This is a genomic window from Bradyrhizobium commune (genome assembly GCF_015624505.1).
GTDB lineage: Bacteria > Pseudomonadota > Alphaproteobacteria > Rhizobiales > Xanthobacteraceae > Bradyrhizobium > Bradyrhizobium commune.
This window is the reverse complement of the sequence record NZ_CP061379.1, coordinates 4,367,072-4,381,164: the sequence shown is the minus strand read 5'-3', so window position 1 is coordinate 4,381,164 and position 14,093 is coordinate 4,367,072. Positions and strand designations below refer to the sequence as shown.

The following is a 14,093-nucleotide window of genomic DNA, read 5'->3' as shown; positions in this document are numbered from 1 at the left end:
CAATATATGGTTAATATTTCCCTCGTTGTGGCCGGCCTGCCACGGGCGGTGCTTGGCATCGGCCGAGTCTCTGGCCCATAGTATGGGAAGTCCAGTGAATCGCCGTTCAGCGCCGGCTCCGGGCCGGGTCGCCGATAGGCAAAAAGCCCCATGTTTTTGAGGAGTTACTCATGTCCGATGCCATCAAGGTCGGCTTCGTCCCGTTGTCTAGCGCCGCCCGTGGCATCCTGGTCGTATTCTGTGACGACGGTCTGAAGATCGGCCCGGCGACGGCCAAGACGCTTGGCGGCGCCGGCGAGCTTGTGAAGCGGGCGGCGGCCGCCGCCTCATTCAAAGGTAAAAGTGCTTCGGCGCTGGACATCCTGGCCCCCGAAGGCCTGAAGGTGGAGCGTCTGATCGTGATCGGGACCGGCAAGGCTGGCGGCCTGAAGGCGAACGATTTCCTCAAGTTCGGCGGCATGGCTGCGAGCAAGCTTAAAGCCGGTTCCAGCGCGATGACCATCGTGGCGGAGCTGCCTGAGGGCGCCATGTCGAGCGAGCAGGCGGTCGGGATCGCCTCCGGCCTGAGGCTGCGCGCCTACAAGTTCGACCGCTACAAGACCAAGAAGAAGGACGGCGAGGAGGGCACCTTGCGTGCCGACATCTCGCTTGCGGTTGGCGATGCGGCTGCGGCGAAGAAGGCCTTTGCCTCGGCGGGTGCGATCGTCGACGGCGTCATCATCGCGCGCGACCTCGTCAACGAGCCGCCGAACGTGCTCTATCCCGAGGAGTTCGCGCGGCGTGCCGGCCAGCTCAAGAAGCTCGGCGTCAAGATCGAGGTGCTCGACGTCAAGGCGATGCAGAAGCTCGGCATGGGCGCGCTGCTCGGCGTCGGCCAGGGCTCGGCGCGGCCGAGCCGCACCGTGATCATGCGCTGGGACGGCGGCAAGAAGGGCGAGGCGCCCGTCGCCTTTGTCGGCAAGGGCGTCTGCTTCGACACCGGCGGCATCTCGATCAAGCCGGCCGGCAGCATGGAGGACATGAAGGGCGACATGGGCGGAGCCGCCTGCGTCGTCGGCCTGATGCACGCGCTCGCGGCACGCAAGGCCAAGGTCAACGCGGTCGGCGCCATCGGCCTCGTCGAGAACATGCCCGACGGCAACGCGCAGCGGCCGGGCGACATCGTCACCTCGATGTCGGGCCAAACCATCGAGATCATCAACACCGACGCGGAAGGCCGCCTCGTGCTCGCCGACGTGCTCTGGTACGTCGCCAAGCGCGTGAAGCCGAAATTCATGGTGGATCTCGCGACGCTGACGGGCGCCATCATGGTCGCGCTCGGCACCGAGCATGCCGGCATGTTCTCCAACAACGACGAGCTCGCCGAGCGTCTGCTCACGGCCGGCGTCGAGAGCGGCGAAAAGGTCTGGCGCATGCCGCTCGGGCCCGAATACGACAAGCTGATCGATTCCCAGTTCGCCGACATGAAGAACACCGGCGGCCGCCATGGCGGCTCGATCACCGCGGCGCAGTTCCTCCAGCGCTTCGTCGACGGCACACCCTGGGCACATCTGGACATCGCCGGCACCGCGATGGGCGCGCCGAAGACCGACATCAACCAGAGCTGGGGTTCCGGCTATGGCGTCCGGCTGCTTGATCGGCTGGTTGCAGATCACTACGAGCGCAAATGACAGAAGTATTGTTCTACCATCTGCAAAACATAACGGTGGAGAACGTCTTGCCACCGCTGCTCGAGAAATCGCTCGAGCGCGGCTGGCGCGTCGTGGTGCAATCGACCTCGCCGGAACGCGCCGATGCGCTGGACGCTCACTTATGGACCTATCGCGACGATTCGTTCCTGCCGCATGCGACATGGCGCGTGAACGATGCCGCCGACCAGCCGATCGTGCTGGCGATCGAGGAGGGCAATCCGAACGGCGCCAATGTCCGCTTCCTGATCGACAATGCCGCGCTGCCCAAGGACTCCGAGAGCTACGCGCGCATGGTGCTATTGTTCAACGGCGACGACCCGGACGCGCTCGCGTCGGCCCGCAGCACCTGGACGGATTGCAAGACGCGCGGATTTGAGGTCACTTACTGGCAGGCCGACGAACGGGGCCGGTGGCAGCGGCGGAATTAGCGGCCGTTTGCAATTAATGATAATTTGTGCTTTCGGGGGCAGACTGGTTTCGGCCACCTTCGTGCCGCAAAGTGATGTTGGGACAATTGCTTAGGACTGGTCCTTGATGCGGGGAATTTAGTTTATCGTGCGACACCAAACGCTTCCAAAGTCGCTCATAATTGCACTGGCCGCGCTCGCGCCGCTGCTCGCGGGCTGCGGGGGCGCGAGCGATCTGCTGTCGTCGGCTAAAGACGCCGAATGGTTCAACAAGCCGAGCCGCCTGTTCATCAAGAACATCTCGATCGAATCGCCGCCGCTCACGCCGGACAAGCCGGTGGGAGCCGAGGATCTCGTCAGCGCCGACGGTGGCTGTCCCGGCATGGCACCGCCGCCGGGACCTGCCGACGCGAACGCATCGACGACCGCGCCGGCGCCGGTAGGCGGGACGGTCGCGCTCGGCCACACCGAATGCGACGTGGTGCGCGGCATCGGTGCGCCCTCGAACGTCAATCTCTCCAGCGATGCCGCCGGCCGTCGCGTCGCCGTGGTCACCTGGAGCACCGGCCCGCGCGCCGGCATCTACACCTTCAGGTCCGGCCGCCTGTCCTCGATCGAGGGCACGCCGGAGCCGCCGCCTGCTCCGAAGCCGGTGAAGCCGAAAGCGAAGAAGAAGGCGGCGACGTAAGGGCCGCTGCGTTTGCGGCTGTCAAATTTGCGGCTGCCAAAAGTTGACAGCCGTCGCAGCTTGTCTCGGTCATCAAGCGGTTTTTCGTCCCTTGATCGCCGTGGACCAGGCGTGAACCGTTATCTCTCCCGTCGCGCTTGCCGGCAGTCTGTCCCGTAGCCGGCGCTTCAGTTCTGCGCTCTCGGCGTCCGACATCTTTCCCGCGATTCCGCTTGGGCTGCTGACGACCATGGACAGCCAATAGTCGTCGAAATTTGCGAAGGTGCGTTCGACCACCAACTCGCGGGTTTCAATATCGCGGAAGCGCTCGGAAGCTGCGCCGTCGGTGAATTTGATCGGTCCCAGTGACGACAATTGAGACCTCCCTTTCGACGCGCCCCTATGCGGTCTTCTGTACCTTCAAACCCAGCTCGTCGATCATGCGCTGGCGCATCACGAATTTCTGAATCTTGCCCGTCACGGTCGTCGGGAATTCCCCGACAAAGCGGATGTAGCGCGGGATCTTGAAATGCGCGACGCGGTCCCTGCAAAAGGACCTGGCATCCGTCTCGGTCATCGTGCTGCCCTGCTTGAGCCTGATCCAGGCACACAGCTCTTCGCCGAAGCGCTCGTCCGGGATGCCGAATACCTGCGCGTCCGCGACGGCCGGATGCTGGTAGAGCACGTTCTCGATCTCGACAGGGTAGATGTTTTCGCCGCCGCGGATCGCCATGTCCTTGCTGCGGCCGACGACGTTGCCGTAGCCGTCCTGATCGAAGGTGCCGAGATCGCCGGTGTGCATCCAGCCGTCGGCATCGATCGCCTCGCTGGTCTTCTGCGGATCGTTCCAATAGCCCAGCATCACGGAATAACCGCGGGTGCAGAACTCGCCGGGCGTGCCGACAGGCACGGTGTTGCCGTCGGAACCGACGATCTTGACCTCGACATGCGGATGGATGCGGCCGACGCTGCCGACCTTGCGTTCGATCGGATCGTCGGTCGCGGTCTGCAGGCAGACCGGGCTGGTCTCCGTCATGCCGAAGATGTTGGTGAAATCGCGCAAGTGCATGTCGGACAGACAGCGCTTCATCATCTCGATGGGGCAGGGTGCGCCGCCGGCCCATCCGGTGCGCAACGAGCGCAAGTCGAAGCGCGAAAACTCCGGGTGGTTCAGCATCCCCAAAAACATCGTCGGAACGCCGCCGACGCCGGTGCAGCGTTCGGCCTCCATCGTTTCGAGCGAGGCGAGCGGATCGAACCATTCCGACGGCAACACCATGGTGGCGCCGTGGACGATGCACATCAGCGTTCCCACGACCATCCCGCCGCAATGATAGAGCGGCACCTGGATGCAGTACCGGTCATTGCCGGTCAGGCCCATGGTCCTGCCAACAAAGAATGCGTTGTTGAGGATGTTGCGATGGCTCAGCGTCGCACCCTTCGGCGAGCCGGTCGTACCGCTGGTGAACTGGATATTCACCGCGTCGGTGTTTTTCAGCTCCGTGCCGAGCGCCTTCAACTGCTCGCGCGAGCGATCGGTCGCGAGCTTCGGTACTGCGTCGAAGCGAATGAAGCCCGGCTCATCGGTGCCGATGCTAATCAGGATTTTCAGCGACGGCAGCCTGGCTGCGGTCAGATGGCCGGGCGGTGCATTCGCGATCTCCGGAGCGAGTTCATGCAACATGTCGATGTAGTTGCTGGTCTTGAAGGCCGCGGCCGTGACCAGCGCCGCGCAGCCGACCTTGTTGAGCGCGTATTCCAGCTCGCCCACGCGATAGGCCGGGTTGATGTTCACCAGGATCAGACCGGCCTTGGCGGTGGCGAATTGCGTGAGAATCCACTCCGCATTGTTCGGCGACCAGATCCCGACTCGGTCACCGGGCTTCAATCCGAGCGCCAGAAAGCCGGCGGCCAGCGCATCGACCTGCTGGCGCAGCTCCTTGAAGCTCCATCGGATGCCCTGATGCCGTACGACCAATGCCTCGCGCTCCGCGAGCCGCGCGCAGGTCTCGTCGAACAGGGCTCCAATCGTGCTCTCGATGAGTGGCGTGTCAGTTGTCCCGCGGACGTGGCTTTCGGTGATCGGCATGACACCCCCTTCGCCAACCTTCCAATCGAAATAAAACCAGCCCGGTGGTCTGCAACCACGGGCCGCGCAACATCAAAATTCAATATAAGGCAAGCCTAGGAGGCGCCGGGCCGTTGCACAAGCGCGTTCTGGAGAGCCGTCGAAAATTTCGCCGTGATATCGCGCCGCGCATCTACCAAATGCCGCGCCGGGGCAGCTACATTTCCGATGTTCGGATTGGCAGGGCGGGGCATGAGGCGGCGTGAGTTCATTGCGGGATTGACGGCTGCGGCGACGGCACAGTCGGGAGCTTTTGGGCAGCAGTCCAAACAGGCGCGCCGCGTCGGCGTGCTTGTCGGCCTGGCGGCAAATATCGACATGCCGGTCGCCCGCGCCTTCCTCAAGCCGTTCCGTGAGGCCATGGGCAAGGCCGGTTGGGTCGAGGACGGCAATGTTCACATCGACTATCGTTTTGGCGGTGCGCTGTCTGACCTTGCCAATACCAGAGCGTCCGCCGCGGAGCTGGTCGCGCTCGCGCCCGAGGTGATCTATGCCCAGGGCCTGCCGGCGACGCTGGCGCTTCGTCAGCAGACCGCGACAATTCCGATCGTGTTCACACAGGTGATCGACCCGGTCGGCTTCAAGCTTGCCGACAGTCTCGGACATCCCGGCGGCAACGTCACCGGCTTCGTCGTCTGGGATTTCGAGATCGGCGGCAAATGGATGCAGCTGCTGCGCGAGCTCGACCCGAAGCTTGCCAAGGTCGGCATCCTCTTCAATCCGGATACCGCGCCCTATGCACCCGGTCTCGTCGCTGCGGCCAGGGACGCTGCATCCGGAGTAGAGGTGATCGAGCTGCAGGCTCATAACGACGGCGAGACCGAGGCCCAGATCGAGGCGCTCGGTCGCGAGCGGAACACCGGCCTGCTCGTCATTCCCGAGCCATTCACCAATGGGCATCGCGACCACATCGTCGCCCAGTGCGCCCGTTTCCGCGTGCCGGCGCTGAATTCCGTGCTGGGCGCCGTCGATGACGGGGCGCTGATGTCTTACACATTCGTCTGGGACGAGCTGGTCAGTGCGCCGGTCGACTATATCGATCGCATTCTAAAAGGTGCCTCGCCACGCGATCTGCCGATCCAGGCGCCGCGCCGCTACGAGATGGTCGTCAACCTCAAGACGGCCAAGGCGCTTGGTGTCGATGTGCCGCCGGTGCTGCTCGCCCGCGCCGATCGCGTGATTGAGTAGCTAACTCGCCGCCTCGTCGAACTGTGTGCTCGCCTCGAGCCATTGCTCTTCCGCGCGCGCGAGCGCGTCGGCCGCATTGGCGCGCGCCTTCGACAGTTGCGCAGCCTGCTTGGGGTCGCGGGTGAAAATGTCGGGCAGGGCAAGAGCAGTGTCGATCTTGGCGATGATCTCGCCGACGCGGGCGATTTCCGCCTCGGCTTCCGCGATGCGCTTCCTCAGCGAGCCGCGATTGTCCGATTTCGGGCGCTGCGGCTTCTCGCTCGCGGCGCTGCGCTCGCGGGGCGCTGGCTCGGCATTGCGCGAGGACAGCACCAGGCGGCGGTATTCGTCGAGGTCGCCGTCGTAATTGGTCACGGTGCGGTCGGCGACGATCCAGAGCTGGTCGGCGCAGGCCTCGATCAGATAGCGGTCGTGCGAGACCATGATGATTGCGCCGGGGAATTCGTTGATCGCTTCGGCAAGAGCTGCGCGGCTGTCGATGTCGAGATGGTTGGTCGGCTCGTCCAGGATGATCATGTTGGGGCCGAAGAAAGTGGCAAGGCCCAGCAACAGCCGCGCCTTCTCGCCGCCCGACAGCTTGCCGGCCTTGGTGTCGGCGGCCTTGCCGGAGAAGCCGATCGCACCGGCGCGCGCCCGCACCTTGGCTTCGGGCGCATCGCCCATCAGCTTGCGGACATGATCATAGGCGGAGGCGTCCTCGTTCAGCTCGTCGAGCTGATGCTGCGCGAAATAGGCGATCGACAGCTTGTCCGCGCGTGTCACTTTTCCTGAGAATTGCGGCAGCCGGCCGGCGAGCAGCTTGACGAGTGTCGACTTGCCGTTGCCGTTGGCGCCTAAAAGCGCGATGCGGTCGTCATTGTCGATGCGCAAGGTGACGCGGCTCAGCACGGGCGTGGCCGGATCGTAGCCGACCGAGGCATTGTCGACGGCGATGATCGGCGGGGACAACAGTTTGTCCGGTGCCGGGAAGGTGATCTCGCGCACGTCCTCGGTCACCAGCGCCGTGATCGGCTTCAGCCGCTCCAGCATTTTCACGCGGGATTGCGCCTGACGGGCCTTGGACGCCTTGGCCTTGAAGCGGTCGACGAAGGCTTGCAGGCGGGCACGCTCGGCCTCCTGGCGCTTGACCGCCTTGGCATCGAGCAATTCGCGCGCGGCGCGCTGCTCCTCGAAGGAAGAATAGGTGCCTTTGTAGAGCGTGAGCTTGCCGCGCTCCAGATGCAGGATCTGATCGACGGAGCTTTCCAGCAGATCGCGGTCGTGGCTGATCACGATCACCGTGCGCGGATAATGCGCGAGATGATCCTCGAGCCACAACGTGCCTTCAAGATCGAGATAGTTGGTCGGCTCGTCGAGCAGCAACAGGTCGGGCGTTGCGAACAGGGTTGCGGCAAGGGCAACACGCATGCGCCAGCCGCCCGAAAATTCCGCGCAGGGGCGCTCCTGATCGGCGGCGGAGAAGCCGAGGCCGGAGAGGATCGCGGCGGCGCGGCTTGGGGCCGAATGCGCATCGATGTCGACCAGCCGGGTCTGGATCTCGGCGATCCGGTGCGGGTCGGTCGCGCTCTCGGCTTCGTGAAGCAGCGCGTCGCGCTCAAGGTCGGCCTTGAGCACGACGGAGATCAGGCTCTCGGGTCCGTTCGGGGCCTCCTGAGCAAGGCTGCCGACACGCCAGCGCGGCGGCAAGGTCACCGAGCCGTGCTCGGCCGCAAGCTCGCCGCGGATCACCTTGAACAGCGTCGATTTGCCGGTGCCGTTGCGCCCGACCATGCCAACGCGCGACCCGGGCGTGATCTGCACGGAGCTACTATCGATCAAAAGGCGCCCGGCGAGGCGGATGGAGAGGTCGGTGATAGAGAGCATGCGGCCTTGTCACCGCAGGCGGGATCAAACGCAACCCGTTTTTGCTAGTGCGAGTCGCGGTCGCGCTTCTTCAGCTCGTTCAGGAGCTGCTCGAGATGCGTCGGCAGCCGGGGTTCGGGACGAAGGCTCTGCTGAAGCCGTTCGCCCACTGCATCGCGAATCGCGCGACTGGTTCGCCGGTCGATCTGTTCGCTGTCATTGGCGAAAGGGCCAGTCATTGCGAGGTTCCGTGTTTTCTCTAAGTAACGACACGGTACCAAGTCATTGGCCCCCGAAATGGTTTCGCCGGCCATCGGGAATGCCCGGCATTCTAGTAAAGATTGTATGAATTTATCGTGCCTGCCCAAATATGAGGCCCCGGCGGGGGGAACACCGGGGCCTCTCTTGGAAGGTGCCGTGGGGGCCGGCACCTCTTCGAAGGTGCAAGGTGCTGTCGGGCTCAGTAGCAGCGGTTGATCAGCCGCCAGCGGGGTCCCCAGGGGGTCGGGACCAGCCGGCGCACATAGCAGCCGCCATAACCGTAAGAGACGGGGGCCGCATAGAAGCGCGGGCCACCCCAGCCGTAGCCGCGGTGCCAGCCACCGCCGCCGTGCCAGCCCCAGCCGCCATGCCAGTGAGCGGAGGCGGAGGTCGGCGCCAGCGCGGCACCCAGCGCGACCGCGGCAACGGCCGCGAGCGAAAGTTTCCTCAACATGGTGATCTCCTCAATACTGCCGGCGCGGGGCTATCGCGTCGATGGAAAGGCCGCCGAAGCGGTCCGCCTCGGGAGGAGGCTTTGGCTTCGATGGACCCGACGTTACGCCAGCGAGGCTGAACCAAACCCTGACGCCGCCTTCAGATTGGGTTCATCTGGGTGAAATCGTTGTAATCCATGTTGGAATTCGGCAGCCTCCCTGTGAACCTGGCCCCGCGGCGAAGCGCCCGTGGGCTGTTCCGGGCCTCGCTTGCCGGATCGCGACGGCGCCGATATAAGCCCCGCAACTCCGAACCACCCTTTTTCTCTTCAAGGACAAGATCATGGCCATCGAACGCACTTTCTCGATCATCAAGCCCGACGCGACCGCGCGTAACCTGACCGGCGCCGTGAACGCCGTGATCGAGAAGGCGGGCCTGCGCATCGTTGCGCAGAAGCGCATCCGCATGACCAAGGAGCAGGCCGAGACCTTCTACGCCGTCCACAAGGCGCGCCCGTTCTTCGGCGAGCTGGTCGAATTCATGACCTCGGGCCCGGTCGTCGTCCAGGTGCTGGAAGCCGAAGGCGCCATCGCCAAGTACCGCGATGCGATGGGCGCGACCGATCCGTCCAAGGCCGCCGACGGCACCATCCGCAAGCTCTATGCGAAGTCGATCGGCGAGAACTCCGCCCACGGCTCGGATGCGCCGGAGACCGCCGCGATCGAGATCGCGCAGTTCTTCTCGGGCAACGAGATCGTCGGCTGATCTTTCAGCCGATGAGTTAATTCGACGGGGCGAAAGGACTCATTGTGAACTGGCTCTGGCAGATCTTCGATCCCGCCACGATCGGGGCATTCTTCACCCAGTTCCGCAATGAAATGGCCGAGCCGACCTTCTGGATTGCGGTCGGCAAGATCATCTGGATCAACGTCCTGCTCTCCGGCGACAACGCGCTGGTGATTGCGCTCGCCTGCCGCGGCCTCAAGCCGCGGCACCGGTTGTGGGGCATGGTGCTCGGCGCCGGCGCCGCGGTGCTGCTGCGGATCATCTTCACCGGCATCGTTGCGAGCCTGATGGCGCTGCCGTATCTCAAGTTCATTGGCGGCCTTGCGCTGATCGTGATCGCGGCAAAGCTCCTTGTTCCCGAGAACGAGGATGAGGAGGGCGTCGAGTCCGCCTCGCATCTGTGGCAGGCCGTGCAGATCGTCGTCGTCGCCGACATCGTCATGAGCCTCGACAACGTCATCGCGGTCGCGGCTGCGGCCAATGGCAGCGTGCCGCTGCTGGTCCTCGGCCTCGCCATCAGCGTGCCCCTGATCGTTGCCGGTGCGGCGCTGATCATGGCACTGCTTGCGAAGCTGCCGGTCCTGGTCTGGGCCGGTGCGGCGCTGCTCGGCTGGATCGCCGGCGAGGTGATCGCGACCGATCCCGGCATCGCGCCGAAGCTGCACATGCTGTTCGACGGCCCGCTCGGCGCTTCAATCGACAAGATGCTCGCGGGTCTGCACTTGCCGGTGCAATTCGGCCATGGCGGCGCGGGCGGCGAATATCTCTGCGCGGCGCTCGGTGTCGTCGTCGTGCTGGTGGTCGGCTCGATCTGGCGCCGGCGCAGCCTGCATGCGGTTGCGCTCGAGCACGCAAAAGTCTCGGCCGAGTAATTTTTTTAGCGCCTCACGATCGAGCCGCTGCGCCCGATCAGGCGGGCGAGCTGCTTGAAGCGGCTGCCGACGCGGTCGGCGACGATATCGCCGAGCCGATGCTCGAACACCAGCATCAATTTGCGACCCTGGCTGCGAAAATGCGTGGCGGGCAGCACGCCCGGGCGCGCCGCTGAGATCAGATGCGCGACGCGGAACGCCGCACCCAGCAGACGCGCACGCTCCAGCTGCGCCGGCGTCAGCAGTTCCTGCATGGTCAGCGGCGGCTGGTTTTCCTCGCTCAAGCCCGCATAGCGGTAAAACACCGACAAGCCGACAAAGGCGCGTTCGCGGTGGTCGATCGCGCCGAAATTGGCGTTGACCACGAGGCTCAGCGTCTGCTCGCCGCGATGATCGGGATGCACGCGCCAGCCGATGTCGGAGAGCAGGCATGCGGTGTGGCGTAGGCGGCGGTCCTCCGCGGTCTCGCGCAGCCTGACCACGCGGGCGAGGCGGTCGGTCCAGGCGATCAGCTCGCGGGCATGGCGCGCCGAGCGCGACAACAGCTGGTTCAGCTCCTCGGCCGCGCAGATCAGTCCATCCTTGTTGCGCTCGGCCTCCGGCAGCTTCTCGTGCAGCAGGCCTTCGCGGACGCCGAAGGTCGAGAACACGATGGTCTTGGGGTTCGCGACGCGGATGACGTGCTCGAGCACGAGGGCGGCATAGGTGAGGAGAGGGCGCCGCGCGTCGGCGACGACCTCGATGTCGGCGAGCATGTCGACGGCTGCGAGGCGCCGCAGCCGTCGTGCGAAATCGAGCGCCTCGGCCGCCGGAATGGAATAGCCGTGCATCACCTGGAGCGGATAGCCGCTCTGGATGATGTGGATACGCGCAAGCGCACGCCAGGTGCCGCCGACGGCGTAGAAGGTGCGGCCGCGGCCGGCTGCGAGTTGCGGGACCTCGTCGATGGCCTCACGGACGATGCGGTCCGCGCGCTTGAGCGATTTGTGGGCGAGGTCCTGCAACGCAAGGCCGCCGAGCGGCAGCGTCACGCCGCTGCGCACGCTGTTCTTACGCACGTCGATCAGTTCCAGCGAGCCGCCGCCGAGATCGCCGACGATGCCGTCGGGCTGATGGATACCGGAGATCACGCCGAGCGCGGACAACTTTGCTTCGCGCGGGCCCGACAGGATCTCGATCGTCACGGCGCAGATGCGCTCGGCTTTCGCAATGAAGTCGGGGCCGTTGGAGGCATCGCGGCAGGCAGCGGTCGCGATCGCGAACACGCGGCCGACCTGCATCACCCGGCACAGCGCGCGGAAGCGCTTGAGCGAGGTCAGCGCCTTGTCGACGGCGTCGGGCGCGAGCAGGCCCGTGCTCTGCACCTCGCGGCCCAAGCCGCACAGTGTCTTCTCATTGAAGATCGGAATCAGGCTTCGCGCCAGCGCCTCGTAGACGACGAGACGAACCGAATTGGAGCCGATGTCGATGACCGCGACGCTAGCGCCACGCTTGCGCGGCCGTTTCACGGCGACAATCTCCGGTCAGGGCTGATGGCGTTCGTTCCGGCGCGTGAGACGGCGCGGCGAGGATTCCTTGAGCGACTTTCCACGGCCAGACAGACTCGGATTTGTCATGAAGTAATTGTGCACGTTGAAAGGCTCCTCGCCCTTCGCGGCCTTCATACGCGTTGAGGACCCGTCCGGCAACAATTGCCAGCTCTGCTCATTGTCCTTGAGATTCGCGACCATGATCTGTTCGAGAACCTGCTGATGCACCGTGGGATTTTGCAGCGGACAGAGCACCTCGACGCGGCGGTCGAGGTTGCGCGGCATCATGTCGGCGGAGGAGATATACACAGCCGCTTTCGCGCTCGGCAGGCCCTGGCCCATGCCGAAGCAGTAGATTCGGCCGTGTTCCAGGAAGCGTCCGATGATCGACTTGACGCGGATGTTCTCCGACAGGCCGGGAATGCCGGGGCGCAGGCAGCAGATGCCGCGCACCACGAGCTCGACCTGCACGCCCGCCTGTGAGGCCTCGTAAAGCGCGTCGATGATGTCGGGGTCGACCAGCGCATTCATCTTCATCCAGACCGCGCCGGGCTTGCCGTGGCGTGCGTGCTCGGTCTCGCCCTGGATGTGCTCGATGATGCGCTTGCGCAAGGTCAGCGGCGACACTGCCATCTTCTCCAGATCGCTTGGCGCGGCGTAGCCGGTGATGAAATTGAACACGCGCGCGGCGTCACGTCCGATGGTCGGCTCCGAGGTGAAGTAGGAGAGGTCCGTATAAATACGCGCGGTCACCGGATGGTAGTTGCCGGTGCCGGTATGGACGTAAGTGGTGAGGCTGCCGCCCTCGCGGCGCACCACCATCGAGAGCTTTGCATGCGTCTTCAATTCGAGGAAGCCGTAGACGACCTGCACGCCGGCGCGTTCGAGGTCGCGCGCCCAGCGGATGTTGGCTTCTTCGTCGAAGCGCGCCTTCAGCTCGATCAGCGCGGTGACGGATTTGCCGGCCTCGGCCGCTTCCGCGAGTGCGCGCACGATCGGCGAATTGTTGGAGGTGCGGTAGAGCGTCTGCTTGATCGCGACGACGTCGGGATCGCGCGCGGCCTGCTGGAGGAACTGCACCACCACGTCGAAGGATTCATAGGGGTGATGGACGATCAGATCCTTCTGCCGGATCGCGGCAAAGATGTCGCCGCCGTGCTCGCGCACGCGTTCGGGATGGCGCGGAACGTAAGGGGTGAATTCGAGATCGGGGCGGTCGAGCCGGGTCAGCTGCGACAGCTCGTTCATGGCGAGCACGCCATCGACCAGGAAGACCTCGTCGTCGGCCGCCGACAGCGCGTGCTGCACGAAGCTGCGAAGCTCCTCCGGCATCTTGGCGTCGATCTCGAGCCGGATCACCGATCCGCGGCGGCGCCGCTTCAGCGCGGTCTCGAACAGGCGGACGAGATCCTCGGCCTCTTCCTCGATTTCGAGCTCGGAGTCGCGGATGATGCGGAAGGCGCCCTGGCCGTGGAGACTGTAGCCGGGGAACAGCCGGTTGATGAACAGGCCGGTTGCCTGCTCCAGCGAGATCAGGCGCACCGCCTTGCCGTCGGCCGGTAGGCGAATGAAGCGGTCGATCTTGCCGGGCATGCGGATCAGCGCGTTCATCGGCTTGCCGTCGACGGCGCGCGTGAGCTGGAGCGCGATGGTGAAGCCGAGGCTCGGGATGAACGGGAAGGGGTGGGCCGGGTCGATCGCCAGCGGCGTCAGCAGCGGGAACACGTTGTTGAGGAAATAGTCCTCGAGCCAGGTCCGCTCCGCCTTGGTGACCTCCTTGCCGTCGACCAGCACAATGCCGACGTCGGCGAGCGTGCCGCGCAAATCGGCCCAGATCGCCTGCTGGTCGGAGGCGAGTTGGGAGACGGTGCGATTGATCAGGGTGAGCTGCTCGGAGGGCGTCAGGCCGTCGGGCGCGCGCTCGGCAATGCCCTCGCGGACCTGGGCCTTGATGCCGGCGACGCGGACCATGAAGAACTCGTCGAGGTTATTCGCCGATATCGACAGGAATCGCACCCGCTCCAGCACGGGGTGGCTGGGGTTGACCGATTCCTCGAGGACGCGCCGGTTGAAATGCAGCCAGGAGAGCTCGCGATTGATGAACCGCTCCGGGCTCGAGGCGATCGCCGGCAGGCTCTCGGATTCCGTCTCTTTGTCTTTAATTTCAGTGGCTTGCGCGGATTCCATGAGAAGTCGGTCCATCCAGTTCGCCCCACCTTGCGACCTAAGCGCAAAACCGGCGAGAGCATGTTTGAGTGCGATGACGTTTCGATGACATTGATGTTCC

Annotated in this window: 13 protein-coding genes; 6 read left to right on the top strand and 7 right to left on the bottom strand. The window is 64.7% G+C overall.

What is annotated here, in order from left to right:
• The first annotated feature begins 170 nt into the window (after window positions 1-170).
• From IC761_RS20720 to IC761_RS20710, 3 genes are all read left to right on the top strand, one after another.
• Window positions 171-1,670 carry a leucyl aminopeptidase gene (locus tag IC761_RS20720; RefSeq protein ID WP_195798487.1) on the top strand — a complete coding sequence of 500 codons (1,500 nt, stop codon included), beginning with the start codon at window positions 171-173 and terminating at the stop codon, window positions 1,668-1,670.
• Window positions 1,667-2,119 carry a DNA polymerase III subunit chi gene (locus IC761_RS20715; RefSeq protein ID WP_195798486.1) on the top strand — a complete coding sequence of 151 codons (453 nt, stop codon included), beginning with the start codon at window positions 1,667-1,669 and terminating at the stop codon, window positions 2,117-2,119. The genes IC761_RS20720 and IC761_RS20715 overlap by 4 nt, the downstream gene beginning before the upstream one ends.
• Window positions 2,120-2,285: 166 nt before the next feature.
• Window positions 2,286-2,786, top strand: a complete 501-nt coding sequence (locus IC761_RS20710; RefSeq protein WP_195804725.1) for a hypothetical protein — start codon at window positions 2,286-2,288, stop codon at window positions 2,784-2,786.
• 72 nt (window positions 2,787-2,858) lie between these two features.
• Here the strand turns inward: IC761_RS20710 and IC761_RS20705 are convergent, their stop codons facing one another.
• Window positions 2,859-3,140, bottom strand: a complete 282-nt coding sequence (locus IC761_RS20705; protein ID WP_246791288.1) for a hypothetical protein — start codon at window positions 3,138-3,140, stop codon at window positions 2,859-2,861.
• Window positions 3,141-3,165: 25 nt separating this feature from the next.
• Window positions 3,166-4,854, bottom strand: coding sequence for an AMP-binding protein (locus IC761_RS20700; RefSeq protein WP_195798485.1), 1,689 nt, complete (start codon window positions 4,852-4,854; stop codon window positions 3,166-3,168).
• Between the two features lie 231 nt (window positions 4,855-5,085).
• Between IC761_RS20700 and IC761_RS20695 the strand changes: the two genes are divergently transcribed.
• A complete protein-coding gene (locus IC761_RS20695; protein ID WP_195798484.1) occupies window positions 5,086-6,081 on the top strand; it encodes an ABC transporter substrate-binding protein in 996 nt (331 codons plus the stop codon).
• Here IC761_RS20695 and IC761_RS20690 read toward each other — a convergent pair whose 3' ends face one another.
• The 3 genes from IC761_RS20690 to IC761_RS20680 all read right to left on the bottom strand — a co-directional run bounded on the left by IC761_RS20690 (window position 6,082) and on the right by IC761_RS20680 (window position 8,638).
• Window positions 6,082-7,944: an ABC-F family ATP-binding cassette domain-containing protein gene (locus IC761_RS20690; RefSeq protein ID WP_195798483.1), complete on the bottom strand. Its 1,863-nt coding sequence runs from the start codon at window positions 7,942-7,944 to the stop codon at window positions 6,082-6,084.
• Between the two features lie 44 nt (window positions 7,945-7,988).
• Window positions 7,989-8,162 carry a hypothetical protein gene (locus IC761_RS20685; protein WP_195798482.1) on the bottom strand — a complete coding sequence of 58 codons (174 nt, stop codon included), beginning with the start codon at window positions 8,160-8,162 and terminating at the stop codon, window positions 7,989-7,991.
• 221 nt (window positions 8,163-8,383) lie between these two features.
• Window positions 8,384-8,638 (bottom strand): sulfur globule protein precursor, encoded by a 255-nt coding sequence (locus IC761_RS20680; protein WP_195798481.1) that lies wholly within the window; start codon window positions 8,636-8,638, stop codon window positions 8,384-8,386.
• Between the two features lie 323 nt (window positions 8,639-8,961).
• Between IC761_RS20680 and ndk the strand changes: the two genes are divergently transcribed.
• Together ndk and IC761_RS20670 are read left to right on the top strand one after the other, a co-directional pair.
• Window positions 8,962-9,384 (top strand): nucleoside-diphosphate kinase, encoded by a 423-nt coding sequence (gene ndk / locus IC761_RS20675; RefSeq protein WP_027535388.1) that lies wholly within the window; start codon window positions 8,962-8,964, stop codon window positions 9,382-9,384.
• 44 nt (window positions 9,385-9,428) lie between these two features.
• Window positions 9,429-10,277, top strand: coding sequence for a TerC family protein (locus IC761_RS20670; protein ID WP_195798480.1), 849 nt, complete (start codon window positions 9,429-9,431; stop codon window positions 10,275-10,277).
• Window positions 10,278-10,282: 5 nt separating this feature from the next.
• On the opposite strand, the gene ppx is transcribed toward IC761_RS20670, so the two are convergent.
• Both ppx and IC761_RS20660 read right to left on the bottom strand, forming a co-directional pair.
• Complete coding sequence (gene ppx, locus IC761_RS20665) at window positions 10,283-11,785, bottom strand: exopolyphosphatase (protein WP_195798479.1); 1,503 nt, start codon at window positions 11,783-11,785, stop codon at window positions 10,283-10,285.
• Between the two features lie 15 nt (window positions 11,786-11,800).
• Window positions 11,801-13,993, bottom strand: coding sequence for an RNA degradosome polyphosphate kinase (locus IC761_RS20660; RefSeq protein ID WP_195804724.1), 2,193 nt, complete (start codon window positions 13,991-13,993; stop codon window positions 11,801-11,803).
• Window positions 13,994-14,093: the final 100 nt, after the last annotated feature.